This window comes from Nonomuraea turcica (genome assembly GCF_030718205.1).
In the GTDB taxonomy this organism is placed as follows: domain Bacteria; phylum Actinomycetota; class Actinomycetes; order Streptosporangiales; family Streptosporangiaceae; genus Nonomuraea.
In genome coordinates, this window is the sequence record NZ_JAUZQF010000034.1 from 34,329 (window position 1) to 60,302 (window position 25,974).

Annotated in this window: 20 protein-coding genes and 1 pseudogene; 8 read left to right on the forward strand and 13 right to left on the reverse strand. The window is 68.4% G+C overall.

Annotated elements, in window-relative coordinates; all coding sequences use genetic code 11:
• Window positions 1-103: 103 nt before the first annotated feature.
• Together Q9G87_RS52255 and Q9G87_RS52260 are read right to left on the reverse strand one after the other, a co-directional pair.
• Window positions 104-3,376, reverse strand: coding sequence for an ATP-dependent helicase (locus Q9G87_RS52255; RefSeq protein ID WP_305924170.1), 3,273 nt, complete (start codon window positions 3,374-3,376; stop codon window positions 104-106).
• A complete protein-coding gene (locus tag Q9G87_RS52260) occupies window positions 3,370-6,522 on the reverse strand; it encodes an ATP-dependent helicase (RefSeq protein ID WP_305924171.1) in 3,153 nt (1,050 codons plus the stop codon). The genes Q9G87_RS52255 and Q9G87_RS52260 overlap by 7 nt, the downstream gene beginning before the upstream one ends.
• A gap of 797 nt (window positions 6,523-7,319) precedes the next feature.
• Here Q9G87_RS52260 and Q9G87_RS52265 point away from each other — a divergent pair.
• On the forward strand, window positions 7,320-8,780 hold the full coding sequence (locus tag Q9G87_RS52265; RefSeq protein ID WP_305924172.1) for a chymotrypsin family serine protease: 1,461 nt from the start codon (window positions 7,320-7,322) through the stop codon (window positions 8,778-8,780).
• A gap of 1,082 nt (window positions 8,781-9,862) precedes the next feature.
• Here the strand turns inward: Q9G87_RS52265 and Q9G87_RS52270 are convergent.
• Together Q9G87_RS52270 and Q9G87_RS52275 are read right to left on the reverse strand one after the other, a co-directional pair.
• Complete coding sequence (locus tag Q9G87_RS52270) at window positions 9,863-10,795, reverse strand: inositol monophosphatase family protein (RefSeq protein WP_305924173.1); 933 nt, start codon at window positions 10,793-10,795, stop codon at window positions 9,863-9,865.
• A gap of 17 nt (window positions 10,796-10,812) precedes the next feature.
• A complete protein-coding gene (locus Q9G87_RS52275; protein ID WP_305924174.1) occupies window positions 10,813-11,970 on the reverse strand; it encodes a hypothetical protein in 1,158 nt (385 codons plus the stop codon).
• 144 nt (window positions 11,971-12,114) lie between these two features.
• Here Q9G87_RS52275 and Q9G87_RS52280 point away from each other — a divergent pair, with 144 nt between their 5' ends.
• The 7 genes and pseudogenes from Q9G87_RS52280 (at window position 12,115) to Q9G87_RS52310 (ending at window position 15,410) form a co-directional block, all read left to right on the forward strand.
• Window positions 12,115-12,519 carry a hypothetical protein gene (locus tag Q9G87_RS52280; RefSeq protein WP_305924175.1) on the forward strand — a complete coding sequence of 135 codons (405 nt, stop codon included), beginning with the start codon at window positions 12,115-12,117 and terminating at the stop codon, window positions 12,517-12,519.
• Window positions 12,516-12,725 (forward strand): hypothetical protein, encoded by a 210-nt coding sequence (locus tag Q9G87_RS52285; protein WP_305924176.1) that lies wholly within the window; start codon window positions 12,516-12,518, stop codon window positions 12,723-12,725. The genes Q9G87_RS52280 and Q9G87_RS52285 overlap by 4 nt, the downstream gene beginning before the upstream one ends.
• 23 nt (window positions 12,726-12,748) lie before the next feature.
• The gene (locus Q9G87_RS52290) at window positions 12,749-13,012 is read left to right on the forward strand and encodes a hypothetical protein (protein ID WP_305924177.1); all 264 of its coding nucleotides are present in this window, start codon (window positions 12,749-12,751) and stop codon (window positions 13,010-13,012) included.
• Window positions 13,013-13,209: 197 nt separating this feature from the next.
• On the forward strand, window positions 13,210-13,809 hold the full coding sequence (locus Q9G87_RS52295; RefSeq protein WP_305924178.1) for an NUDIX domain-containing protein: 600 nt from the start codon (window positions 13,210-13,212) through the stop codon (window positions 13,807-13,809).
• Window positions 13,810-13,870: 61 nt separating this feature from the next.
• A pseudogene (locus Q9G87_RS52300) lies at window positions 13,871-14,068 on the forward strand (ribosomal protein bL12); the annotation flags it as partial.
• 91 nt (window positions 14,069-14,159) lie between these two features.
• A complete protein-coding gene (locus Q9G87_RS52305; protein WP_305924179.1) occupies window positions 14,160-14,777 on the forward strand; it encodes a GNAT family N-acetyltransferase in 618 nt (205 codons plus the stop codon).
• A 99-nt stretch (window positions 14,778-14,876) separates the two neighbouring features.
• Complete coding sequence (locus Q9G87_RS52310) at window positions 14,877-15,410, forward strand: ABC transporter ATP-binding protein (RefSeq protein WP_452452415.1); 534 nt, start codon at window positions 14,877-14,879, stop codon at window positions 15,408-15,410.
• 463 nt (window positions 15,411-15,873) lie between these two features.
• Here Q9G87_RS52310 and Q9G87_RS52315 read toward each other — a convergent pair whose 3' ends face one another.
• The 9 genes from Q9G87_RS52315 to Q9G87_RS52355 all read right to left on the reverse strand — a co-directional run bounded on the left by Q9G87_RS52315 (window position 15,874) and on the right by Q9G87_RS52355 (window position 25,799).
• Window positions 15,874-18,621 carry a CDP-glycerol glycerophosphotransferase family protein gene (locus Q9G87_RS52315; RefSeq protein ID WP_305924180.1) on the reverse strand — a complete coding sequence of 916 codons (2,748 nt, stop codon included), beginning with the start codon at window positions 18,619-18,621 and terminating at the stop codon, window positions 15,874-15,876.
• A gap of 208 nt (window positions 18,622-18,829) precedes the next feature.
• Window positions 18,830-19,144 carry an MGMT family protein gene (locus Q9G87_RS52320; protein WP_305924181.1) on the reverse strand — a complete coding sequence of 105 codons (315 nt, stop codon included), beginning with the start codon at window positions 19,142-19,144 and terminating at the stop codon, window positions 18,830-18,832.
• On the reverse strand, window positions 19,132-19,491 hold the full coding sequence (locus tag Q9G87_RS52325; protein WP_305924182.1) for a hypothetical protein: 360 nt from the start codon (window positions 19,489-19,491) through the stop codon (window positions 19,132-19,134). Before Q9G87_RS52325 ends, Q9G87_RS52320 begins: the two co-directional genes overlap by 13 nt.
• A 67-nt stretch (window positions 19,492-19,558) precedes the next feature.
• Window positions 19,559-20,722: a S8 family serine peptidase gene (locus Q9G87_RS52330; RefSeq protein ID WP_305924183.1), complete on the reverse strand. Its 1,164-nt coding sequence runs from the start codon at window positions 20,720-20,722 to the stop codon at window positions 19,559-19,561.
• Window positions 20,716-21,618, reverse strand: a complete 903-nt coding sequence (locus tag Q9G87_RS52335; RefSeq protein ID WP_305924184.1) for a hypothetical protein — start codon at window positions 21,616-21,618, stop codon at window positions 20,716-20,718. Before Q9G87_RS52335 ends, Q9G87_RS52330 begins: the two co-directional genes overlap by 7 nt.
• A gap of 55 nt (window positions 21,619-21,673) precedes the next feature.
• A complete protein-coding gene (locus Q9G87_RS52340; protein WP_305924185.1) occupies window positions 21,674-22,885 on the reverse strand; it encodes a S8 family serine peptidase in 1,212 nt (403 codons plus the stop codon).
• A gap of 20 nt (window positions 22,886-22,905) precedes the next feature.
• On the reverse strand, window positions 22,906-23,622 hold the full coding sequence (locus Q9G87_RS52345) for a hypothetical protein (RefSeq protein WP_305924186.1): 717 nt from the start codon (window positions 23,620-23,622) through the stop codon (window positions 22,906-22,908).
• A 48-nt stretch (window positions 23,623-23,670) separates the two neighbouring features.
• Entirely contained in the window at window positions 23,671-24,852 is a 1,182-nt protein-coding gene (gene moeZ, locus Q9G87_RS52350; RefSeq protein WP_305924187.1) for an adenylyltransferase/sulfurtransferase MoeZ, read from the reverse strand.
• Between the two features lie 47 nt (window positions 24,853-24,899).
• The gene (locus Q9G87_RS52355; RefSeq protein WP_305924188.1) at window positions 24,900-25,799 is read right to left on the reverse strand and encodes an alpha/beta fold hydrolase; all 900 of its coding nucleotides are present in this window, start codon (window positions 25,797-25,799) and stop codon (window positions 24,900-24,902) included.
• Between the last annotated feature and the right edge of the window lie 175 nt (window positions 25,800-25,974).

A 25,974-nucleotide genomic window follows, 5' to 3' on the forward strand; every position in this document is an offset into this window, starting at 1 on the left:
AGGCCGCCGGAACGGCGGTGACAGCGCGTGGAGACTCGGGGTTGCCCGGGTCGGTGAAGCGCGAACCCCCGCACCTGAGGGTGACGGGAAGAATCTCCACCGTTCACGGTGGAGAGGAGTTCAAGAGCTTGACGCTCTCGATGAGCGCGACCAGCCCGGCCTCGTCGAGCAGGTTCACGGGCCGCACGGTGCGGTTGGCGCGGACATAGTGGAAGGCCGCGGCCACCTTCTCCAGCGGCACCCCGGCCAGGTGCGACCAGGCGAGCCGGTATGCCGCCAGCTGCACCGACGCCCCCTTGGCCGCCTTGCCCCTGGGCGGCTGCCCGGTCTTCCAGTCCACGACCTCGTAACCCCCGTCGGGGAGCTCGAACACGGCGTCCATCCGCCCGCGTACCAGCCGGTCGCCGATCATGGTCTCGAACGGCACCTCCATGTCGACCGGCCGCCGATCGGCCCATTCGCTCTGCTCGAACCGCTCCTGCAGCTCGGCCAGACGCACGTCCGCCTCTTCCAGCTCGTCGTACAGCTCCAGGTCGTCGATCAATCGCTGCTGGTCCCAGCGCGTCTCCAGCCACTTGTGGAACGACGTGCCGCGCCGGGCCAGCGGCGCGGGCTTGACCGGGACGGGACGGCGGATCCTGCGGGCCAGCTCGCGCGGATCGGTGGCCAGCGTGACCAGCGACGACACGGTCAGCTTCGCCGGCAGCTCGACGATCGTGGCGGGCCGGCGCACGTGCAGCTCCCGCTCGCGGAGCAGCAGCTCCGTGTCGCGTTCCCAGGCCCTCAGCCGCTCCTCCTCATACGCCCGCAGCGGCTCGTCGTCCTCGGGCTCAGGCTCGGCCATCGTGCCGGCCAGCGCGTCCTCGACCAGCCGGGCGCCGTCGAGCACGGACTCGTACCGCAGGCCCTCGGGCGTCACCGGCCAGACGGCCTCGGCGGGCTCGGCGAGCAGCGGGTTCGTCGCGCCCTCCGCCACGTCCCCGGCCCAGAACGCGACGCGGTCGGCCGTGTCGCGGATCTCCAGCAGGAAGTCGGACGGCGCCAGCGGCTTGGTGGCGGTGCCCCAGCGGTAGCCCGAGGCGATCAGGTGGTAGTGGGCGCGGGTCACGGCCACGTACGCCAGCCTGCGTTCCTCCATCAGGTCGCGCTCGCGGCCGTGCTCGTCGAAGCCGGCCAGCTCCTCCTTGCTGAGCCCGCCCAGCCTGGGCAGGTCGGCGGCGTCGCCGCGCAGCGGGTAGGGGAGCTTGCGGGGATTCTCCGTCCACCGGCTGTTCATGACCGGCGTGGCGGGGAAGATGCTGCCCGTCGTGATCGTCCCCTTCGAGCTGACCAGCTGCGACAGCCCCGGCACGACCACGATCGGCCATTCCAGGCCCTTGGAGGCGTGCACGGTCATCAGCTTGACGCTGTTGCTCTCTCCGACCCGACCTGCCTCCAGCCCGAACTCCTCGCTCTCGGCCGCCTGCAGGTAGGCCAGGAACGCCCCGAGCGTCGGATCCTCGGCGTCGCCCGCGAACCTGGACGCCGCGTCGAGGAACGCGTCGAGGTCCGCCCGCGCCGCGAACGCGCTCACCGTGCCGCTGCGCGCGGCCACCTCGACGTCCAGGCCGAGCTTGCGCTCCACCTCACTGATCAGATCGGGCAGCGGCTGCGCGGTGTGCGCCCTGAGCTGCCGCAGCTCGTGGGCGAGGGCGAGGAGCCTGGTACGGGCCAGCGGCGACAACGCCTCCAGCCACTCGTCCCGGTCCGGCAGCTCGTCCAGGGCGTCCACCAGGCTCCCGCGCTCTTCGGCCAGGTCGGCCACCACCTGGTCGAGCGGGTCCTCCGCCCGGTTGCTCTCGCTCAGCTCGCGGGCCAGCTGCCTGGCGTGCTCGCCCAGCACCCGCAGGTCGGCGGGCCCAATCCGCCAGCGCGGCCCGGCCATCAGCCTGGCCAGCGCGTCACCGGCCGTCGCGTCGTACAGGACGCGGAGGGTGGCGACGATGTCGCTCACCTCGGGCACGGTCAGCAGGCCGCCGAGGCCGACCACCTCGACCGGGATGTCGCGTTCTTCCAGGGCCCGGCGCAGCGCCGGGAACTGCGAGCGTTTCCTGGCCAGAATCGCGACGTCCTGCGGCTGGATGGCGAGGGTCTTCTTGCGCTCCTTCTCTCCCCACGGCAGCCCGTCGGGGGCGACCTGCTGGCCGAGGATCTTGGCGATGCCGTCGGCGACCCACCTGGCCTCGTCCTCGGCGGTCTCGTGAAAGGCGCAGGTCACGCGGCCCCGGTCGACCCGGTTGGGGCCGGGGACGAGGACGGGGACCTCGCGGGCCTCCATGCGGAGCGGGAGCTGGACGCGGGCGGCCACGTCGAGAACGCGGTCGCCGTTGCGGAAGCTGACGCTGAGCTGGCGGACCGGGGCCGGGTCCCCCGAACTTGTCCGGAAATCTCGGGAAAAACGGCGAAGGTTGCCTGCGGAGGCGCCGCGCCAGCCGTAAATCGACTGGCAGGGGTCGCCGACGGCCGTGACCGCATGGCCGCCACTGAACAGCGAGCGCAGCAGGACCAGCTGGGCGTGGCTGGTGTCCTGGTACTCATCCAGCAGGACCACCGCGTAACGCTCGCGCTCGATCTGTCCCACTTCTTTGTGGTTGGCGGCGATCCTGGCGGCCAGCGCCATCTGGTCGCCGTAGTCGATGACCTCCCGGCTCCGCTTCAGCCGCTCGTACGCCTCCACCAGCGGCAGCAGCTGCTCCCGCGCGGCATGCACGTCCACCGGCTTGCGCTGGGCGAGCGTCTTCCTGCCCGGCAGCACGTCGTGCCGTTCGCGCAGCCACTCCCCCACCCGCCGGACGTCGGCCGGCGTACGCAGGTGCTCCGACAACTCGCCGGCCAGCTCCAGCACGGCGGCGGTGACCGACGGCGGGCCCAGCTCGATCTTGTCCATCGGCCCGTCGTACATCGCCACCACCCGCGAGGCGAGCTGCCACGACACGGCCGGCGTGACCAGCCGCATGGTCGGCTCCAGCCCCTCGCGCAGGGCGTGGTCGGTGACCAGGCGGGCGGCGTAGGCGTGGTAGGTGGAGACCGTCGGCTCGTTGTCGAGCGCGCCCGGCTCGACCAGGCCCGCCTCCGCCAGTCCGGTGAGGCGTTCCCTGACCCGGGTGGCCAGCTCGGCGGCCGCCTTGCGGGTGAAGGTCAGGCCCAGGACGTTCTCCGGCTTGACCAGGCCGTTGGCCACCAGCCAGACCACGCGCCCGGCCATGGTCTCGCTCTTGCCCGAGCCCGCGCCGGCCATGACCACCATCGGCTCCAGCGGGGCCTCGATGACCACGGCCTGCTCGCCCGTGGGGGGAAGGATGCCGAGCTTGCCGGCGAGTTCGGCGGGGGTCAGCACACCTGGCCCCCGTTGTCGTTGACCGGGCAGCTCGCCCTGGCCGCGCAGGTGCGGCAGCCGTCGTTGACCTTGGCCTGGAAGAAGGGGCCCGACATGCCGGTGGCCACGGTGTCCACCAGGTCACCGGCCCAGCCCGGGTTGTCGTCCTCGCTCAGCGGTTGCTGCCCCTGCTCCAGGGCGTCGTTCTTGCCGCCGGCCTTCCCCAGCTGGACGAGCGCGGCGCCGCCCGGCTCGGTCATGCCGTGCCGGGCGAACGCGCCCAGCAGCGCGGCCAGCTGGTAGACGCCGAGCTGCGGGTGGCGGTCGATCTCACCGGCCTTCGGTTTGGAGCCGCCGGTCTTGAGGTCGATGATCACGGCGCGCCCGTGGTCGTCGCTCTCCACGCGGTCCACCCGGCCCTTGATCTGCACGCCTTCCGAGACCATGGCGGTGAACGACTCCTCCATGGCCTTCAGCTCGCGCGGGTTGTCCTTCTGCCAGCGCAGGAACTTGCCGATCATCTGCTCGGCGACCTTGCGCTGCTTGCGGTTGTACCAGGTGCCACCGAAGTCGAGCTCGTGCCAGACCTGGTCGAGCCGCTCGCCCAGGAGGTCCTCGCTGGGCAGGTCGGTGTTGGCCAGCACGGCCAGGGCGTGGATGACGTTGCCCAGGCCCTGCGCGGTGCTGGTGCCGGCGGCGCCGACGGCGGTCTCCAGGAGCCAGCGCAGGCCGCACTTGGTGAAGCTCTCGACCGCCGAGGGCGAGATGCTCACGATGCCGTCGGGCCAGCTCAGGGGGCGGTCGTCGGAGATGGGCGTGAGGGCGTACCAGTCGTTGGGGTGGGCGCCCTGGACGCCGGCGGCGGCGAGGCGGGCGAGTTGCTGCGCCGCTTTCTGCCGGAGTTTTCGGGGTTTGGTGGGGTCGGTCACCGCACTGCGGAGGTCCGCCACCAGGGCGGGCATGTTCAGCCAGCGGGCCCGGTCGTCCATCGTGGCCGTCTCCACCGCGCCCGGCAGCAGCTCCGACAGGAACCTGGACGCGCGCTCGTCGGTGTCCTCGCCGCCCACGGCCGTCACCACCAGCCTGTGCCTGGCCCGGGTGACGGCCACGTAGAACAGCCGGCGCTCCTCGGCGAGCAGCTTGGAGGCCAGCGAGGCGGCGTTCGGCCGAGCCCCCTCGAGCACCTCGACGAGGTCCTCCACGCCCAGCATCGACCCGCGGAGCCGCAGGTCCGGCCAGACCGCCTCCTGGACTCCCGCGACCACCACGACGTCCCATTCCAGGCCCTTGGAGCGGTGGGCGGTGAGCACGCGTACGGCGTCGCCGTCGGGTGCCCGGTCGGCCAGCGTGTCACCGGGGATCTCCTGGGCGGCCAGGTCGTCGATGAACACCTCGGGACCCGCCTTCGGCATCCGGTCCACGAATCTGGCCGCATGGTCGAACAACGCCACGACCGCGTCCAGATCGCGGTCCGCCTGCGCCCCCCTGGAGCCGCCGGACATGCTCAGCTCGGTCCAGCGCTGGGCCAGCCCGCTGGCGTTCCACACGGCCCACAGGAGATCCTCCGCCGTGCCCTGCTCGCCTACCGCCTCCCTGGCCACCGCCAGCAGCTTGGCCACCCGCTCGGCCGGGACGGCGACGTGGGGCTCGATCCTGGTGAGCTCGCGGACGTCCTGCACGGCCGCGACGAGCAACTCTCCGGACGAACGTGCCTCGCCGGCGTCGGACGCCTCGTTCTCGGCGATCTTGAGTGCCCGGCGGAGGCGGCGCACGCCGATCATGTCGGTGCCGCCGAGCGGGCCCGTCAGCAGCTCCTCGGCCACCCCCTCATCGAGGTGGGCGGGGTCGAGCACCACCTTCATCAGGGTGAGCAGCGGGCGCACCCCGGGCTCATGGGCGATCGGCACCTCGTCGCCCGCGATCATCGTCGGCACCCCGGCGTTGGTCAACGCCCGGCGCAGCAGGGGCACCTGCCGCCTGGCCGAGCGCACCAGCACCGCCATCCGGTGCCAGGGCACGCCGTCGATCAGGTGGGCCCGCCGCAGCGTGTCCGCGACGATCGCGGCCTCCTGGCTGGTGCTGTCGGCCAGCAACACACGTACGTCGCCGTCCGGCGTGTCCGGCAGCGGGGCCAGATCGCGGTGGCCGCCTCCTGGCCCGGCGGGAAGGCGGGTGGCGACCCTGCGAGAGGCCTCCAGCAGACCGGCCCCGCTCCTGCGGCACACGCGCAGCGTCAGCACCGGCGCGTCATGGCCGTCGCGGGTCCTGAACCGCTCGGGGAACTTCATGATCCCCTGGACGTCCGCGCCCCTGAACCCGTAGATCGACTGGTCGGGGTCGCCCACCGCCACCAGGTCGCGCCCGTCGCCCGCGAGCTGGGCCAGCATCAGCTCTTGGGCCGGGTCGGTGTCCTGGTATTCGTCCACGAACACCACGTCGTGCGCCGATCGCTCCCGCTCGCGCACGTCCGGCCTGGCCAGCAGCGCGGAGGCGGCGCCGATCAGCTCCGCGTAGTCGTAGGTCTCCTCCGGATCGAGGTCGAACCTGTCCTGGTAACGCTCGGCGAACCGGCCGGCCGCCACCCAGTCGCCCCGCCCGTGCCGCCTTCCTAGCTCGATCAGCCGGTCCCCGTCGAGCCCGCGTTCGTTGGCCCGCGACAGGAAGTCCCGCAGCTCCTCGGCGAACCCGCGGGTCTTGAGCGGCTCGCGCAGCGACACCGGCCAGTCGAGCCCGCCGCTCTCCAGCTCGCCGTGCAGCAGCCGCCTGATCTCCAGCAGCTGCTCGGGGCCGGTCAGCAGGCGGGGCGGGGCCTTGCCCTCGAGGATCGACTCGCGGCGCAGGAGCGTGTAGGCGTAGGAGTGGAAGGTCAGGGCGAGCGGGGTGCGGGTGGTGCGGCGCAGGCGTGCGGTGACGCGCTGGCGCAGCTCCTCGGCGGCCTTGCGGCTGAAGGTGAGGATGAGCACCCGCTCGGGGTCCAGGCCGCGGCGCTCGATCCTGTCCACGACACTCTCCACGATCGTGGTGGTCTTGCCGGTGCCCGGGCCGGCGAGGACGAGGAGGGGTCCGCTCTGGTGTTCGACCACGGCACGTTGGTGCTCGTCGAGCACAGGGGGCACAACAGGGCTGCCGCTGCCGCGCCGTACCAACCGCCAGGTCTGACCACTCACAGCTCTAAATTCCACCAGACCACAGGGGTAGATCGTGCCGACTTGCCCGGTCTCCCCACGCGATCCGCCCACCGTACCGGGGCAAATCCCAGCTTTTCCGACGACACGCCGCCCGTACCTTTCCAGACATAGCGCGATATATCGCGTGCAGGCTGGAAGGGAGACCCGGCTTTAAAGACATTGCCAAGCTGATCAACGTCAAGGCCGGGCCGTGGGCCGCCGACTTCGGGCGCTTTCGCCCTTCAGAGGCTGCTCATGTGCTGTCACACATCGATCAGTACCTGGTTCGGCGGGCCAGACGGAAGTACAAACTCCTGCGGCGATCTCCACGTCGGGCATGGGAGGCCCTGAAGAAGATCATGAAATCTCATCCGGGGCTCTTCGCGCACTGGAAGTGGAAATGCGCTCAGGCGATCAGTGCCGGCAACCTCCGGCCACCCGAGCGGTATGAGCTTGCGCAGCGTGCGCGCTGGATCACCACATGGAGCGCCAGGAGGGCCACCCTCGCGCATCGTCCGGGCCAGGGCCTTCATCTTCCAGACTGCAGCGTCTCCGAAATACGAGCAAGCATAGCTTTTTGCTCGGCCACGCGATCGCCCCAGGAGCCTGCGGAGAGCGACTGTCCAGATGCATCACCCGCCCCACAGAATTACAAGGAAATCAAGCCTTACTCATAGCAAAAGATCATGTTAACTTTGCCGCCGAAACCCCCTCAAGTATGTGGAGGTAAAATGGCGGAAAGTTCTTCAGGGTTAGCAGATGGGACAGCAGCAAGGCGAGTAACGTTCCTGGCCATCGTGGCGCTACTACTGCCGTTGTCGGCGTTTAGCCTCGCAGGTTCTCCCGCTGCGGCATCCCCTGCTCGGACCGAAACCGTGGTGCTGGCCGCTGAGCGGCAATCGAAGGTCCACCGCCCAACACTGGAAAGACTCAAGCGGGACGCGGCCCGCAAGGGGATCTCCCTGGAGCAGGCCGTGGACGCTTACATCGCACAGAAGGCAAAGACTGATCCGGCGGCGACCGCGAATTGGCCGGACGGCCCGGTAGATATCCCCGACGTTGCCATCGATGATCTTTCCGCCGCGCACATCGAAGTCCTGAAGGGGATGGCGCAGGCCCAAGGCGTCAGCTTCAGCGAGGCCATCGAGCGCCACGGATCATGGCCTTCGGCCAAACAGAAGCTGGTCCAGCTCCAGCAAGCCTTCAAGGGCGAGTTCGCTGGTGGCGAGCGCGCCGCCGACGGCTCACACGTCTGGCTCGGCTTCAAGGGGGATATTCCGGCGCCGGCCATAGAAACGGCCAAAACCCTGCCCCTCCGGGTGGAGCTACAGGGCCGCCTGGGCTACACCGAGGCCGAACTGAACGACACGAAGAAGCGCGTGCATCACGCCCTACGGGACGACCCTCGCTTCTCTGATGTGGCCAGCTATTACGACGCCAAGACCGGTACTGTGCACAGCCTCGTCGTCCCCGCACCCGCAGCTAAAGCGTCCGTCCAGGACAATGCCGTCGATTCGGCGGTGTCTTCGCTGGTGACCAATCCGTCCATCACCGTGGACGTGACTGTCACGGATGGGCCCGTCGCATCCACCTTCTCGTCCACCGCCACCTCCGCCTCGGTCTCCACTTCTGCCGCGGACCCTTACATTCGGGGTGGGGGGAATCTGGGAGACTGCACGTCCAACTTCAACGTGGTAGCCACCTGGGATTATGAGACGCGGCGCCATGGCACGGCTGGGCACTGCGCTAACGGTGCATCGACGAGGACATACTGCAACTATTCCATCGATGGCGGCAACTGCACCGGGATCAGCTTGACCAACTCATGTTGGTTGGGTTGCGCCTACGGTGAAGCTGCGCTGTACACCCGGGGCGGTCTGACGCTCACCCGGACCTTCTACTGGAGCTCCAACCAGAAGGCATATGTGGATGCCGAGGATCCCGTTCAGTGGGTCGGTGATGACGTATGCAAGTGGGGGAAGTCGACCGGGACCACTTGCGGCACTGTACAGAGAACCAACTGGTCCAACGGCACCGCAGATAATCTCTTCGTCACCGATCAGCCCGCCGGAACCGAGTGTGACCATGGTGACAGCGGTGGCCCGGCCTTCATGGGAGGTCCGTCGGCAGGCTTCACCGCATATGGCATCGTCGTCGGACAGGGCGCGCTCGTGGGCCAGACGGGCCTGTACTGCGCGTACAGCCACGTGACGGTGTACCGCGATGCCTTCGGCTACAGGATTTGGAACCGAGAATAGAGGGGCAAGGAGTAGCGTAGAGGGCTGGACCGCGGCCTTATAGGGCGGTCCAGCCATCCCTCGCCAGAAGGGGTTGTCTCCGTGAGACGACTATCCGCAATCGCTGCGATGCTTGTTGCGGCCGTGAGTTTAGTGGCCTGCACCGCAGACGCCCGCCGAAGCGGGTCATCTGCGGCCGCTCCGCCTAAACCGTGCCCGTCGGACAAGGTATGCCACGCCGTTATTGGCACCGACCCGGCCATCGCTGTATATCAGGGGGAATTCTACTCCACCTTGATGCCGTTGACGGCACGGCTTGAGTGGGTGGAAAATGAGTCCTGTCTTGTGGTTACGAGACACGGCGATCACTATCGGCAATTCAGGACGCTAGTTCCCCTATGGCCCGAGGGTACGAAACCGGCCCGAGCACCAGACGGCAGACGAGGCATCGAAATTCCCCAAGTTGGACAGATCTTCGAGGGTGCATTATTTACGGCGGGCGGCACAGATTATCCGCCTAATCTCAAACCACCCGTCCCTCGGATCTCTACTCTTACCCAACCGCCTGGCGCGTGTACCGCCCATGACGGATTTTTCGTCGTCGAACCGTATGGGATTAGGCGTTTAGAGAGTTAGTCTCGCGGGCCCTTTACGCCAGATGCGGCGCATGGCGCCTCCTGGCCGTAGTAGTACGTGATGCGACCGTCCTGCCACACGACGACGGCGGGCCCATCGAACTGATTCTTCTCGATATGGGCACGCGGGCCGCTCATTGTTCTCGTCCTCACACCGCGCGGTTTGGAGCATCGTACGCCGAGTGGAATAACCGCCAGGTCGGCAAGCGCATATACGTTGTCACGCAGCATCGCCGAGCTGCTGTCCGCAGGAGGACTGGAGGCACGATTCAGGAGCTTGGCCACTCAAACAGGCCACCGGCCGGACGCCCCACCAGTGCCCAGGTGCGTCCCTTTTGTTTGCCTATCCGCATCGATCCCGAGCAGGCGACTCAGCTGAGATCCGGGCCGGCGTTCGCCGCGGCGATGGCGTAGCCGTGGCCGGCCTCATCCTGGGATATCTGGCTTCGACCGTGGCCGGCCTCTTCTTCAACTGAAGGTGATAGCAGACAGGATGTCTCGGGCCAGAGGCAGGCTGGAGGCGGCGACGAACTTGTATCGGTCCTCCATGGCCTTCGTGATGTCGGCCACAGTGCCAAATCCGTAGTCCAGCGGAATGGGACGGCCCTCCAGATCCAGGACCGTCCCACCCGCCGCCTGAAGGATGTAGTGACCAGGAGCGAGATCCCACGTGGCGAAACCCTTGGCAAACTCGATCATGGCGTCACTGAAGCCTGCCGCGATGTGGCATAGCCCGATCGATCCGAAGTCCACGCCGATACGGCCTCGCCTTGCCCCGTCTGCCGCTGGGCGGCTCAACTGCTCTATCAGTCCGGCTTGCTGTGCGAGCGGTACGAAGCGCTCGCTGGGTTTCATGAAGAAGTTCGTAACGAGGGACTCCGCCAGCGGCGTCGACCGGTCCAGCCGTAGGGCGTGAGGAGTCCCGTCCTGGGTGAAGACGAAGGCACGCTCCTGGCCGTCATCGTCACGGGCCGCAGCGTAGATCTGTAGGTGATGGAAGATGTCGCCCACTACGGCCGCGATCGGACGCGCGAGGCTCCGCGAGTAGATCAGGACATGCGTGTAGCCGTATAGCGCTCGAACTGCCATCTCACTCGTGTCGAGTGGGTCTACCAGGACGCAAAGGTCCGGCTCCGGATCATCTCCAATGACTTGGGGGTCTGCCTCCTCAGAGGCGTAGACGTACGAGGGGATGACCTCGGTCAGCAAATCCCGGTAGCGCTCATGCATCCAAAGGTCGTACTTGGACAGGAAGTTGTCGGAGTGGCGGGTATTGCGGCTCTCTGAGCGGTTGCCCGACAGTGCAGCCTCGATAAGCCGCGGCCGAAGCTCGCGGATCACCGTCGCCACGAGCTCCGCGAGCTGGTGAGCAATGCCGGAGAGAGGGGGATGGGATGTCACGACGCACCTCCGTGCCGTCAGCGTAGCTCTAGGGGTGGCTCGATCCCAGGAGGGCTCATCGTCGCGGCGATGAACACGGCCTTGAAGTCCGCAGCCCGCATGATGCCCGCGCCCGTGAGATCGTCAAAGCGCGCTACCTCAAGGTCCCGCTCCTTCGTCATCGCGCCAAAGACAGCGAAGTAGATTTCGGCACCCGGGTAGCGCTTTCTGATCTCTCCTGTGATGAAGCCAACTACATCGGCGTGCTTGACCTCGAAGTCACACAAGACGATCGAGGGCGCCTCTGGTAGGGGCGGGCACATGGAAGCCTGATCGAGCTCGATGAAGTCGCGGCTTTTGTTGCACTTGAGATAGCCGATGGGGCATCGCCCGAACTGGGCGGATGCAAGGAAGGTCGCCATGACGAGGCCGGCCTCGTTGATACCGAAGCACGCATCGACGTCAAGCCGGCGCCCCACGTTCTTAATCTGGTGAATGAGCCGCTCGATCCCGTAGCCGAACAATGCCCAGCTCTGGTTAAGCAACTGCCCCGGTCTGGGGTTGGGGAGGGTGTAGAGCCATCTGTCAGGGCTGCCGAACTCCATGGTGGGGACGGCAAGGTTGAAGTCCGGGCCGATGATACTCTCTTTAGCGGCGTTCGCCTGTCCGTTTGACCTAGCCTGGCGCCCTCTGGGGTCTGCTTGCGGCTCCTCCCCCACGGTGGACGAATCGGCCTCCGCGTACCTCCTAAGCGAGAGCTGATCTTCTGGTGTGAGACGTTCATATGCCTCCGCCACCAGATCAATGGGAGAGATGTGCTCATTTGCCACGCCAAGAGGACCACTGCCGTATGCAGTGGCGAGGACCAGCAGGCTTGAGAAGCTTGGAGGCGATCCCGCTCCGCCACGTTCACGTGCCCAGGTCTCCCAGGCATTGATTGTTGTACCGCCCAAGCTGGTCTGATTGCCTGTCGCCTGGTTGTACCTATCAGCCGCTTGCACCTGAGAAAGCCCGCACACGTAGCGGTAGGCCTGAAGGCTAGGTATATCCGGGTGCTGATTGAGTAGCTCTATTGCGGCCTTTTTGACAGAACCTGCCTCTTGCCACAGTTCTCGCCCGATACGCGCCAGTTTGCGCCCCTGTGCTTGCGGGCTTTCCTCTATTCCTCGTCGGGTAGGCATCCTTGGCCTCCTCATCGGCCCAACGCTAGATTACCCATCTCAATGGGCAATCACTTGAGATCCGCGAAAGTGCGCAGGTCAGAGCTACCTTTGGATCCGATTGTTTGTGGACGCCCTCATAGGTGCGAGTGAGGCTCACGCGCACCTACCGTCAAAGGTATGGGCGTTACGCATACAACCGCATCAGCCGATTACCTGCTAGGCGAGCCGATACCGGAGGAGCAGGCGGCGGCACAGAACGCCGCCCTAGATCGGGTTCTAGAGCATCTGACCGCCGTAGGTGTCCATGCGCAACTGATCAAGCTCCTCGTGCTCCGGTGTGAGACCAAACCGGATCCCTTCGCTGCGCCGCTTTGGTATCCGCCGCAGCTGATCATCTATGCGGATGCGGGCTGGAAAGTTGCGACCATAAGCATCGGCCCCCGTTCCGGTAGCTACATGGTCGAGCTAGCGCGCGTCGGCCCCGAGAACAAGCCGCAGGCCGACAGGGTAGAGGTCGTGCCGGCGTGCCTGCCGAGCCGTATCGCCCGTCTCGTGGCGCAGAACGCGGGGGTAGCGGAGTGATCACCCGTGATGAGCTGCCGAAGGCTGACGAGCTGCGTTCGGTGTACGGGAACGCATGGGAAATCTGTACTGACGTGCCTGATGTTCTCTACGCGTGGCGACACGAGAACCTTGCCAAGCTGGACGGCCATCTAGTCAACGTCCTGCGCGCGTGCGACATTGACGAGCTGGCGAACAAGCTTGCCGAACAGGAGGCGCCGCAATGAGCAGCGGGCAGAGGCGTCCGCCCGTGAGCGTGCCGGAGATTGAATGGGTGCGCCGCTCCGACAATACGGAATACGGCATGATGGGGAGCATTAAGGCGTTCTCGATCCATGTTGACGGCATCAGCTATCGCCTTGATCCCCGCCTACCCGATCGCACTGGCGTTTCCTACAGATCTGAAGAGTTCCGAAGGCCTGAGAAGGCGCGGGAGCGGGCCGAGGCGATACGGGAGGCGTGGCGGGAAGACCTCGCCACCCCATACGAAGGACCGTTGCAGCGGGCGTCATAGACGCCGCCGTAGCCGGGGGCGTCATAGACGCCCCCGGCTGCGGCTTCCCCGCGTTCCTTATTCGGGGCGCCAGCCCCCAGGCTCAATCCGGCAGTCCGGCTTCCCCGCACACGACATCCACGTGTCACCGCTCGCTCTGGAGGTGGACTTGCGAAAGCGAGATGCGCACGGAGCGTGCTCCCTTGTAACGTAGGGTCATGTTCTGGCAGGTCCACTCCGAGAAGACGCTCTACTCCGCCGCGCGGGTGGACGTCCGGGTCGCGGACGTGGAGCTGCCCGACGGGCGGCATCTCGATCACCATCTCGTCCGCACCGCACCCGCGGCCGGAGCGGTCGTCACCGACGAGCAGGACCGGGTCCTGCTGATCTGGCGGCACCGGTTCATCACCGACAGCTGGGGGTGGGAGATCCCGCTGGGGGAGGTCGACGAGGGTGAGATGCCGCAGGCAGCCGCGGCGCGGGAGGTCGAGCAGAAGACCGGCTGGCGTCCGGGCCTCCTGCGCCCGCTGCTCGCCGTCCAACCCGCCAACGGCTTCACCGACGCCCTGCATCACGTCTACTGCGCCGAATCGGCCACGCGCATCGGCCCGCCGGCGGATCCTTCGCAGGCCGACCGCATCGACTGGCTCCCCTTGACGGGGATCCGCAAGCTGATCGACAACGGCGACATCGTCTGCGGCACCACGTTGTCGTCGCTGCTCTATCTCCTGCTCGACCACATGCCCCGGGACCGCGAGCCGCCGTTCGACCCCACCCGTCAGATCCTCCTCCGCGACATCCCGGGCCTTCAGTTGTAACCCCTGAGCCGGTCAACTAGTGCGGTGACCACATAGGTTCACCGGCTCGGGGAACCGTGCTGTACTGCTTGCGCCGGGCGACAAGAGGATCCAGGTCATCAAGGAGATCCGCGCGCTGACCTCCGTCGGCCTGAAGGAGGCCAAGGACCTGGTCGATGGCGCTCCGAAGCCGGGCTTCGACGGCAAGGTCAACGAAGAGCAGGCGGAGAAGGCCAAGGCTGTCATTGAGGGCGCCGGTGCCACCGTCAGCGTGAAGTAGTTCTACTTCGCTTCCGAGAAGGAGCGGCCACACCCAGGTGCCGGGTGGGTCGCTCCTTTTCCGTTTTCTGCCACTCGTTACGCTGCCGGGCATGATCAACGTTGCATCCGAGTGGATCACGGGCTGGGCGATCTCACGGGGTGCTAGAAAGCCGGTGGCTGAGCCGTGGGGCTGGCGCATCGAGGTCGAGGGGATCGGGCGATACGTCGTCACCGACCTCCAGCGGCTGAAGAAGCTGCTCCCCACCGTCGCTGAACAGGGCGCCTGGCTCAAGCTCTTCGTCTCCCCCGAGGAGGCTGCGCCGTACCTCACTCAAGGGTGGGAACGCACAGACCCCGGCTTCATGATGACCGTGGACCTGAACCGCGCCGAACCCCGCTGCCCGGCCGGATACGAGATCGAGGTGACCACCTCCGGAGCGGTCACCTTCGTCCGGATCCTGACCGCCGGTGGCGAGCAGGCCGCGCGCGGCCAGATGGGTTGCACGGGTGAGACCGTGGTCGTCGACAAGGTGCTGACCGAGGAGGCGCACCAGCGGCGGGGACTGGGCACGGTGGTGATGCGCACCCTACAGAATCTCGCCATCGACCAGGGGGGCAGCGTCGGCGTCCTGGGCGGGACCGTCGAGGGGCGGGCGCTCTATGAGCGGCTCGGCTGGCGCGTGGTCTCACCCCTGACTTCCTTCCAGTACGGCGTAGCCCAGCCCTAACCGATCGCGCCACTTCACCGGAAGTCGCAACGGCCGCAACCCCGGAGAGCAAAGTTCTCGCCACGTTTCCCCTGTAAATGGAAGGTGACTGGCGTGGGTATGGAAGTCGTCGTCGAGGGGCTGACCAAGTCGTTCGGCAGGCAGGTCATCTGGGAGGACGTCTCACTCACCCTCCCGCCCGGTGAGATCTCCGTCCTGCTCGGGCCGTCCGGCACCGGCAAGTCGGTCTTCCTCAAGACGCTGGTCGGCCTCCTGCACCCGGATCGCAGCCACATCTGGATCGACGGGTACGACCTGGCCACGTGCGGCGAGAGACGCCTGGATGAGCTGCGGCGGTTGTTCGGGGTGTTCTTCCAGGACGGCGCGCTCTTCGGCTCGATGAGCCTCTACGACAACATCGCCTTCCCGCTGCGCGAGCACACGAAGAAGATCGAGGCGCAGCTCCGGCGCGTGGTCATGGAGAAGATCGAGCTCGTCGGGCTCGTGGGGGCCGAGCACAAGCTGCCGGGGGAATCTCGGGCGGGATACGCAAGCGGGCCGGGCTGGCCAGGGCGCTGGTGCTCGATCCGGAGATCATCCTGTTCGACGAGCCCGTGCGGTGACCACCAACGTTCAACACTCCCCGCTCGTTGAAACATGGATGGCATCACGCACGGTGTCCTCATCGGCCGCGACCAGCTGGGCGATCGCCGCCACCGGCGTCCCGCTGGCCGAGGCCATCACGATCAACGCCCGCCGTACCCGGACCGAGTCATGCTTGCCCGCCGCACCAGCCGCCGCTGCAACGTCTGCCCTTCATGATCAGACAGACGCCACGCCAGCACAGGCTCGGCCATCATGCTCCTCCTCCATCGCATCGGTGTCGATATGACAGTGGCGAGCAACCAGGACGGCCGGCGCAGGCAGCACATTGGGTCCCCAGGCCGGTGAACCTATGTGATCACCGCACTAGACGCTCCGTCACGGCGAGCAACGCGTGAGCCTTCACGACCTGGCCATGACAGACGGCAAGGGGTTACGGCGCGTGAGGTGACGCTGGGCGACCGTAAAGGATGGTTGTTAAAGGCGCGCGGTGACGCTCAGAGACCGTGGAAGATCACGAAAACAGACGATCGACCACCCGAGCAGTGGCTTTGCCGTCGTCGCGGGGAGCGAACGTCGCGCGGAACGCGTCGTAGCGGTCGGCATGGGCGGCCGCCACTGAATCGATCGACCGGAGCGCCTCGATCACCTCTGCCGACGTGGACAGCACCGGGCCGGGCGCCTGCTCGGCCAGGTCGAGGTAAAGACCCCGCTTGGACGAATACTTCGCCAGGTCGTAGCCATAGAGCACGATCGGGCGGCCGGTGCAGGCGAAGTCGAACATCACCGACGAATAGTCCGTCACCAGGACGTCGGCCACCAACAGCAGATCGGCCATGTCCGGATAAGTGGTGACGTCGTGGGCGATGTCGGGGACGGCCGGGATGGCCTGCATGGGATGGGCGCGGACCAGGATCTCGTGGTCGGCGCCCAGCGCCTCTCGGGTCTTGGCCAGGTCCAGCTTCACCATGGCGTTCTTACGGTCGTAGTCCCGCCACGTCGGCGCGTACAGGACCACCCGCTTGCCCTCCACCAGCCCGAGCCGCTCGCGCACCGCGGCCGCCAGGGCGTCGCGGTCCGGCGAGTTGAGCACGTCGTTGCGGGGCAGGCCGCTCTCCAGGATCTCGCCCTTGTAGCCGAACGCCTTGCGGAGCACAGGCGTCGCCCACGGCGACTGCGACAGCAGCAAGTCCCAGCCGCGCACCTCCGCCGCCTGGCGATGCCAGATCGGCGGCTTGGGGTCGCGGTTCATGTGCGGCTGGTCGTTGCCGATGATCTTGGCTGGGGTGCCGTGCCAGGTCTGCACCACCACCTGGTCCTCGCGGGCGCGGAACCAGACCGGCAGGAACGAGTTGGTCACGATGTAGCGGGACCTGGCCAGGGCGGCGTGATGCTCGCGGCTGCCGGCGCGCACGACAGTCGCCGGGCCGGGCGGCACGAACGCGCCGTCCTTGACGATCCAGATGTGCTCGCGGTCGTCGCCGCGCCGCAGCCGCTCCTCGTAGATGGCGCGCACGCTGTCGGCGTAGAGCCGTCCGTCGTTGACGACGTAGACAGTCGCGTCGTTCAGCGGCTCCGTGCGCTGCGCCGGGTAGAAGACCCGTCGCAGCACGTGGGTGCCCGCGACGCCGCGCTCGTCCGCCGGGCGGGCCTCTTCGACGGTCACGACCGGCACGTCGAAGCGCGTGGAGATCATCCGATAGGTGCGCTCGTCGAAGGTGCGCGGTTTCTCATCGAGCCCCGCCAGGGCGGCGTGGTCCATGCGCAGCGGGACGATCTCGCCGGACGGATGGCGTACGGACATGTTCCAGGTGCCCGACGCCAGCGGCACCGGCTCGCCGAAACGGTCCATGGCGGCAGGCTCGACGCGGACCGAGAAGTCCTCGCCGGAGCGCTCCATGGGCAGCTGGTAGGACAACCCGGACCGGTGCCGCAGCGTGAGTGTGCGCGGGCCGGACGCGTCCGGGTAGTGGCCGCGCAGCACGAGCACGGAGTCTTCCCAGACCGCCGAGGTGATCACGGGGCGGACGCGGTGGGCGGAGACCACGACGCGGTCGCGGCGGTCGCCGAGCACGGTGATCTCGCGGTCCCCCACGACCGTGCGGGTCTCGACGAGGTCGGCGAGCATGACCGAGGCCGCCGGGTCGCCCTTGGGCTCGACCCAGAGCCGCCGCCCGTCCTTCTCCTGCAGCAAGGAGGGCACGGCCAGCGCGACCACCACCTGCGTGCCGTCGCCCGACGGCGTGAAGTCGGCGGCAATGCGGTGACCGCCCAGCCTGGCGTGACCCTTGGTGACCGTGCGGCCTGGCAGGGAGATCTTCAGCTCGAGGCGGTCTTCGTCCACGGACACCCCGGCCAGCTCGGCCCGGTTGGGCTGGAGCACGACCTGCAGCGCCCGGTCGGACGTCCAGACCGGCCTGATCCACCAGCCGGGCTTGAGCTTGAGCCCGGCGGGGCGCTCGGGCCGGCCGAGCGCGGAGCCGCGCAGCAGGCCGGTGGCCCGCGCGCCACGGCTCCAGAACACGATCTCGGCCCGCCACGTCGTGGTGTCGGGCACCGACGGCCGGTGCCGCATGCGGCGGCGCACGGCGGAGACCACACCGCGCACGGCGCCGCGCCAGCGCAGCGGCCACGGGCTCAGCTCCGCGGCGAAGCCGGACCAGTCGTAGTTGCAGCCGGGCTCGCGGGCCCCATGTGTGGCCTCGGGCTCCAGCACGCGGCGGGTGCGCATGCGGATGGGCGGCAACCAGCGCGGCCCGCGCAGCACCACGGTCGCCCAGTTGAACCTGCGGCTGCGGACCGACAGTCCGGCCAGGTAGGCGAAGCCGGTGACGCGCAGCTTGCCGTCGACCCAGGTGATGTCGTCGATGTGGGTCACCGGCACCATGTCGGCCCTGCGCAGCCGATAGAGGCCGGGCGGCAGCTCGTCACGGAAGGGAAGGTCGGCATACCAGCTGAGGCCCTTGCGGATGCGCTTGGACGGCTCGGCCGCCGCGGTCACGACCTTGGTGAGGGTGTCGCCGTCGATGAGCTCCTCGTCGGGGCGGTGCTCGATCAGGTGCACGATGACCCGTCTGGCGACCGGCAGGTCGCGCTTGACCCCCGCGTCCACGCCCGCGAGGTAGGGGCGCACGAGCGCGAGCATCTCGCGGCGCCGCGCGGCGCCGCGTTTGACCGCGAGGTCGATGCGGCCCCCGAGGGGACCGCTGAGCACCTCGGTGTCGAACGCCGCGTCGCGTCCGCCGGAGCCGACCGCTCGCATGACCGCTTCGAGAGGCTCGCCACGATCGCAGAGATCCTGGACAGCCTTCAGGCGGTCGGCAAGCGAATTACCGCCCTGGCTCTGGGCTGTGACGCCGGTGGCCATTGGGGAGGCACCGCCTTTCGGGCCGCCATCAGTGTTTTGCCCATGGTAATGCGAGTCACATGTCACAGAATCGCCCGTTCGGCAAAACCGCAGGTCAATGCGCTTACTGAAAATCCCCTGAACGCCCGTCCCAGCGCGCCAGGCGCATGTCGACGCGTTCGCCTCGCAGCGGAGTGCCTTCCTCGCGCCAGTGGGCCAGGCAGCGTTGCAGGTGGTCAGGGGCCGCGCCGCTGCCGTCGGCATGGACGACGCGCCACCAGGGCACGCCACCACCCCACGTGGACATCACCTTGCCGACCTGTCGCGGGCCGCCTTCACCCAGATATTCGGCGATGTCCCCGTACGCCATGACCTTGCCGGGCGGGATGCGCTCGACGAGGTCGAGCACCCGCTCGGCGAAGGGGCTCAGGGGCTCCATGCGGCCGGGCCGGCGTCGATGATCTGCTCGAGCTTGCCGACCTCCACGACGCCGCCGCCCGTCTCGACCTCGATGACACCGTCGCGCAGCTTGTAGACCTCGCCGTCCTCGCCCACAAGCCGGGCGCCGAGCGCGGTCGACAACCTCAGGAGTTGTGCCACCTGCCAGTCGGAACCGGGCTCGCCGACCACCTGGCCCGCCCAGCGCGCCACCGGGTGCCTGCCGCCCGCGTGGCCGATCACGATCTCATCAGACCCGCGCAGCTCGAAACCGGCCGGCGCGATGGCCCTCGCCAACTCCGCGAAGGCGAGCGGTGACTCGCGCACCACTCGCAGCTCGTATCCCATGACGGGGGACCCTAGCGGATCTCTTTGCCAACGAGAAACCCGCCGTAGTGCCTGGTCCAGGCCCTTCTCACGGTTCCTTTCGCTGGTTGAGCACGATGATCGCGCCGCAGAACGTGATGAGCGCGAGCAGCACCCCGCCCCCGTAAACCCACAGGTGCCAGGGGTCGGGTCCCGGCCGGGTCGGCACGGGCGAGTCCTCGCCCTGGCCGAAGTGTTCCTTGCCGGACTCCCCCACGCTGCGTTGCACGCCGGTCAGCCGCTCGGCGGCGTTGAGCGCGGCGGCGGCGTCGACCACGCCGAACCCGGTCTGGTCGTCGTATCCGGCGGCGGGCCGGCCCCGCGCGCTCATGGACAGCGCCTGGGCGACCTGCTCGGGCGGCAGGCTCGGGTAGCGGGACTTGATGAGCGCGGCCACCCCGGCCACGAGCGCGGCGGCCGAGCTGGTGCCCTCCGACAGCTCGTAGCCGCTCTTGCGCTTGACCACGGGCACCTCCACGCCGGGCGCGGCCACAAGCACCGACAGATTGTCGCTGCTGAACGTGGCCTTCCTGCCCTGCTTGTCGGTGGCCGCCACGCCGATCACGCCGGGGTAGCCGGCCGGGAAACTCCAGTAGGAGGTGCCCTTGTCCCTGGCGTAGCCGGTCTGGCCGTCGTTGCCCACGGCGGCGACCAGCACGACGCCCTTGCTGAGCGCGTACGAGACGGCCTCGCGCTCGGACTTGTTCGGCCCGTAGGACCCGATCGACATGCTGACGACCTTGGCGCCGTGGTTGGCCGCGTACCGCAGGGCGCGGGCGAGCGGGCTCTCAGCGGCCATCTGCTCGTCCTCCATGGGCGGGACGCCGAACTCCATATCCGGTTCGTCGTCCGTGACCATGGGCAACGACAGGATGCGGGCCTCAGGCGCGACGCCGACCAGCCCGTCGTCCTCGCCGGAGCCGGCGATCAGGCCGGCCATGGCGGTGCCGTGCCTGCCGGGCGGAATGTTGCGGACGATCGAGCCTGAGGTCATGTCGGGGCCGGCGCTGACACGTCCCTTCAGCTCCTTGACCTCGGCGTCCACGCCGCTGTCCACGACGGCGACGGTGACGCCCGCCCCCTTGGTGACGGTCCACGCCTGCTGGACGTTGAGGGCGTCGAGCACCCACTGCTGCTGCTCCCTGACCGGGTCGGCGCTCGGTCCCGCGAAGACCAGCAGGGTGGCCGCGATCGCGCGTATGGCGGTCAGCACACGTTCCCCTGCGTGCAGGGCGGCACCTTCGGGGGATCCGCGAGGAAGTAGGCGATCTGGTGACCGATCGACTTGGCCGCCGGCCACAGCTCGGGGTGCAGGATCTCCTCGGGCGGGATCGAGGCCCGGGTCCGCCCGTCCGCGTAGCCCGCGGTGGAGAACACGATGTACGGTCCCGCGCCGACCCAGCTCGTACGCTGCCGCTGGTCGGGCCCGAACCGCTCGCTCACGGTGCCGGGGAAGGCGACGGGCAGCACGCCGACGCGGTCGTCCTGGGTGAGCTCCTCGGTGGCCGAGACTCTGGACGCCTCGTCCTTGAGCACGGCCACGCCCACTGTGAAGACGAACGACGCCGTCTGGTCGATGTAGGTGGCCCGCAGCATGGTGACGCAGCCGTGGTTGTCCAGCACACCGGCCACGGAGGCGTCCACGCCCTTGCCGCACTCGGTTTCGGGGGCGATGCCGACGCGCCTGGCGTATTGCTGGGCGCGGTCGAGCCCGAGGTACTTCACCTCTTCGGGGAAGACGCCCGTCGCCGGCCACGCCTGCCAGCGCCTGGCGATCTCCTCCTGTTTGTACTGGTTTTGCTCCGAGGCGGTCAGCGGGCGCGCCCGCGTCTCGTCGAGCAGCCCGATCGTGCCGAGCAGCACGACGGCCGCGGACATGGTGATGATGACGCCGAGCAGCGCCACGAAGATGCGCCGGTAGCGGACGCCCTGCTGGAGCGCGTCGAGTTCGGCGCGCTGCTTGGCGTCCGCGCTCCTGCGGGAGCTCGCGGCCGGCCAGGCACGCACGCGTGACCGGCGGCCGGTGGTGGCGCCGAGTGGGTTCCTGCGTCCCGGGGCGGATTCGCCTCCGGAGCGCGGCAGCCCTGAGATCGACCTACGTGCCTTCACCACCGCCTCTTCCTGCGTTCATGGCCTGTCTATTTCGTCCCCTTTAGTGGAGAGATCATGCGTCTTGCGAGCTGTGCGCCCGGCGCACGCGTCTGACCAGGATGAATATGACGGTCAGCGACGCGATCGCGCCTGCGGCCGCCGCGGCGGCGATGGCCGCGTACACCCTGACGCGCTCGTCGTCCCTGACGATGACCTTGATCGGACCGGCCCGCCCGCCGCCGGCCACGGGCTTGGCGGGGTCCTGCGCCCCGGCGCCCGTCGCGGTCTCGGTGTGCCCTGCCAACCGGCCGGCCTCGGCCAGGGCGCGGGCGGCATTGACAACGCCGAAGCCGGTGGCCGTGTCGTAGCCGCCGGGCGGGCGGTCGGTGGCGCTGGCGGTGAGGGCCTGCGCGACGAGCGGCGGCGACATGTCCGGATATTTCGCCTTAATGAGGGCGGCGACGCCGGATACGAGCGCCGTCGCCTGCGAGGTCCCCCTGCCGACCCAGTACTCGTCGCCTGGTCCGGCGCCCATGATGTCCACGCCGGGCGCGGCCACCTGCACCGAAGAGTTCCAGTTGGAGAACGTGGCCCGCCGCAACCGCCGGTCCGTCGCCCCCACGGAGACCACCCCCGGGAACGCCGCCGGATAGGAGTACGGCGCGAAATCGCGGTCGATCTTCCGGTCGCCGTCGTTGCCCGCGGCCGCGACGAGCACGACGCCCCTGGAGATGGCGTAGCGGATGGCCGCCCGCTCCTCCCGGGTCGCCAGCTCCTTGGAGATCGACATGTTGATCACGTCCGCCCCCTCGTCGACCGCGTACCTGATGCCTCGGGCCACGACGTTCTCGAAGCGCTCCGCTGAGTTGAACTCCCGGAAACCCGGCTCCTCGTCCTCGAGAATGACCCTTACTGACAGTACGTCCGCTTCGGGCGCGACGCCGATGATCCCCAGCTTTCCTTGGCGGCCGTGACCGTGCCCGGCGATCAGCGAGGCCATGTACGTGCCGTGCAACCTGCGCGGACCCACCCCGGGCGGATTCGCGCCCGCGGTGAAATCTCTGCCCACCCGGACCGAGCCGATGAGGTCGCGATGGCCTGGATCGACGCCGGAGTCGAGCACCGCCACCGTGACCCCGACGCCCTTGCTGACGCGCCACGCCTGGGTCAGCTCCAGCGTCTTGATCACCTGCCGCTGCCCCCCACGCACATCGTCGGCCCGCGCGGGCGAGGCCACGAACAGCAGCATCCCGGCCACCGCCGCCGACACCACGCGTCTCAGCACAGTCGCTCGAGTGCCCTGGCTCAGCACTGCCATTCCTCTGCGGTGCAATCGGGCATCCTGGGCGTGCTGAGATCGGTCAGCACATGCTCGGAGATCTCGGTGGCGAAGGCGAAGATGTCCGGGCGCGACTCGCCGACCGCGCTCCCCGGCCGGCCGTCCACCTCACCGGCCGTGGTCAGCACCAGGTATGGCCCCGCCTGCCGGACCGACCCGGCCTGGCGCACGGCAGGGGTGAAGCGGTGGGCGATCGTGTTGCCGAAGGCCAGCGGGCTCAGCCCGGGCACGGGTTTGCCGCTGTCGGCGAACGCGGACTTGGCCCGCACGGCGCCCAGCTCGTCCCGCAGGGCCGCCACGCCGACGGTGACGAGCACGCCGCGCAGCGCGTCGATGTAGGTGGCGCGCAGCAGGCCGCGGCAACCCGCCTTACGCAGGGCCTTGGCCGCCTTGGCGTCCACGGAGTCGCACGCGGTGTGCGGGGAGATGCCGATCCTGCTGGCCCGCTCCTGCCCGCCTTGCTCGGCGGAGTACGGCAATGTGGCGGGGAAGATACGTCCCGCGGGCCAGGTGCGCCAGCGCTCGGCGACTTCCCGCTTGGCCGCCGCGTGCAGCTCGGCGGTGCTCGGGCCGCGGGTGAGCTCGGTGCCCGCCGCGCTGCCCGCGACCCCGGCGGCCACCGCGCAGACCAGGGTCAGCGCGGAGGCCACCACCAGGGTCGGCCAGGGGCGGGCTGGGTTCACGCCATCGACCTTAACCGGGGCGTCCGGCAGAGCACCGCCAGAAGATGCTTAATAGCTGGGCAGGCTGGGGTCGACGGTCTTGACCCAGCTGAGCACGCCGCCACCCACGTGGACGGCGTCGGAGAACCCGGCGTTCTTCACGACCGCCAGGGCCTCGGCCGAGCGCGCGCCCGACTTGCAGTGCAGGACGATGCGCTTGTCCTGCGGCAGCTTCTCCAGGGCCGAGCCGTTGAGGAACTCACCCTTGGGGATCAGCGTGGCGCCGGGGATCGAGACGATCTCGTACTCGTTCGGCTCACGCACGTCCACGAGGAAGATGTTGTCGCCGCGTTCCTGCATGTCCTTGAGCTCCAGCGCGGTGATCGTGGAGCCGCTAGCGGCCTCGGCGGCCTCGTCGGAGATCGCGCCGCAGAAGGCCTCGTAGTCCTCGAGCAGCTCGGTGACCGTCGGGTTCTTGCCGCACAGGACGCACTCGGGGTCCTTGCGGACCTTGACGTCGCGGTACTTCATCTCCAGGGCGTCGTAGATCATCAACCGCCCGACCAGCGGGTCACCGATGCCGGTCAGCAGCTTGATGGCCTCGTTGACCTGGATGGAGCCGATCGACGCGCAGAGCACGCCGAGCACGCCGCCCTCGGCGCACGAGGGCACCATGCCGGGAGGCGGGGGCTCCGGGTAGAGGCAGCGGTAGCAGGGGCCGTGCTCGGCCCAGAACACGCTGGCCTGGCCGTCGAAGCGGTAGATCGAGCCCCAGACGTACGGCTTGCCGAGCAGCACAGCGGCGTCGTTCACCATGTAGCGGGTGGCGAAGTTGTCGGTGCCGTCGACGATGAGGTCGTAGCCGGAGAAGATCTCCATGACGTTTTCCGTGGTCAGCGCCGTGTTGTGAATGACGACGTCGACCAGCGGGTTGATCTCGCGGACCGACGCCGCGGCGCTCTCGGCCTTCAGCCGGCCCACGTCGGACTGGCCGTGGATGATCTGCCGCTGCAGGTTGGACTCATCGACCACGTCGAAGTCGATGATGCCGAGGGTGCCGACACCCGCCGCCGCGAGGTACATCAGCGCGGGCGAGCCCAGGCCCCCGGCGCCCACACACAGCACCTTGGCATTCTTCAGCCGCTTCTGCCCCGCCATGCCCACGTCGGGAATGATCAGGTGACGCGAGTAGCGGCGCACTTCGTCGACGGTCAGCTCTGCGGCCGGCTCGACCAGCGGTGGCAACGACACTTTCTACGCTCCCGTTATCCAGGGGATCCCTGTCCTCACCTTGAAACCTAGCTGGCGAGTGGGGCATTCCCCAATCGAGTCTCACCGATCAGACGGCGTGCTTCGGCCGCCACGACCTGCGGCAGCTCCATCATCGCCACATGACCCGCCGTCGGCAGCAACACGATCCTGGCGCTCGCGAACGTACGCAGCGCCTTCGCGGCCATGGCCGGGCGGACCAGGCGGTCGCGCCGGCCGTGCATGATCAGGGTCGGCGCCTGGACCCTGGCCGCCTGGCGCCAGAGGTTGTCCTCACCGCGGCGGAAGTATTCGGCCACGATGCCCCGGGCCGCGCCGATCATCGCCGCTCCGGCGTACGGGACGTCGTCGCGCCTGCGGAGCTCGTTGATCGCGTCGCTCAGGCGTACCGGGTGGACGGCGTTAGCGTCGGCCCAGACCATGGACACGGTGGCGTGGACGCGCTGCTCGGCCGGGACCATGCGCATCATGCCCGCCACCCACTCACCCAGCATGGGGATCGCGGCGGCGGCCACGCGGATGGGGCCATATCTGGGCAGCAGGTCCGGGAGGGCCGGCGAGATGAGCGTGAGCGAGCGGACCAGGTCGGAGCGGGTGGCGGCGACCCTGACGGCGATCGCGCCGCCCATGGAGTTGCCGAACAGGTGGGCGGGGCCCGTCTCCTCCATGAGGCTGATCACGGCCCTGGCCTGCCCGGCGACCGTGTAGTCGCCGTCGTCGGGCTCGGGCGAGTATCCGGCGCCCGGCAGGTCGAGCGCGTGGCCGGTGACCGTGTCCTTGAGCTCGTCCATGAGGTCGGTCCAGTTGGTGGCTGAGCCGGCCAATCCGTGCACGAACACCGCTTGCTCGGCGGGTCCCCCGGGGGTGGACCTGACGTGCACTGAGCCCAGCATGCGTCCTGGCCAGTGCGGGATCGGCTTGGTTGCCATGCCTCCTCCTCGTCGTCACTCCCACGCTGCTTGTCGTTAACCCCCACGATAACCATGCCGCCGCACCAGACAGCCCCATATCGGACATTTCATACTTATCGCCATTTTATGGGGCATAGAGAGTGCCGCATCGCCGCCGCCCGCCGAGGAAGTCGGACAAATCATCTCAATTCAT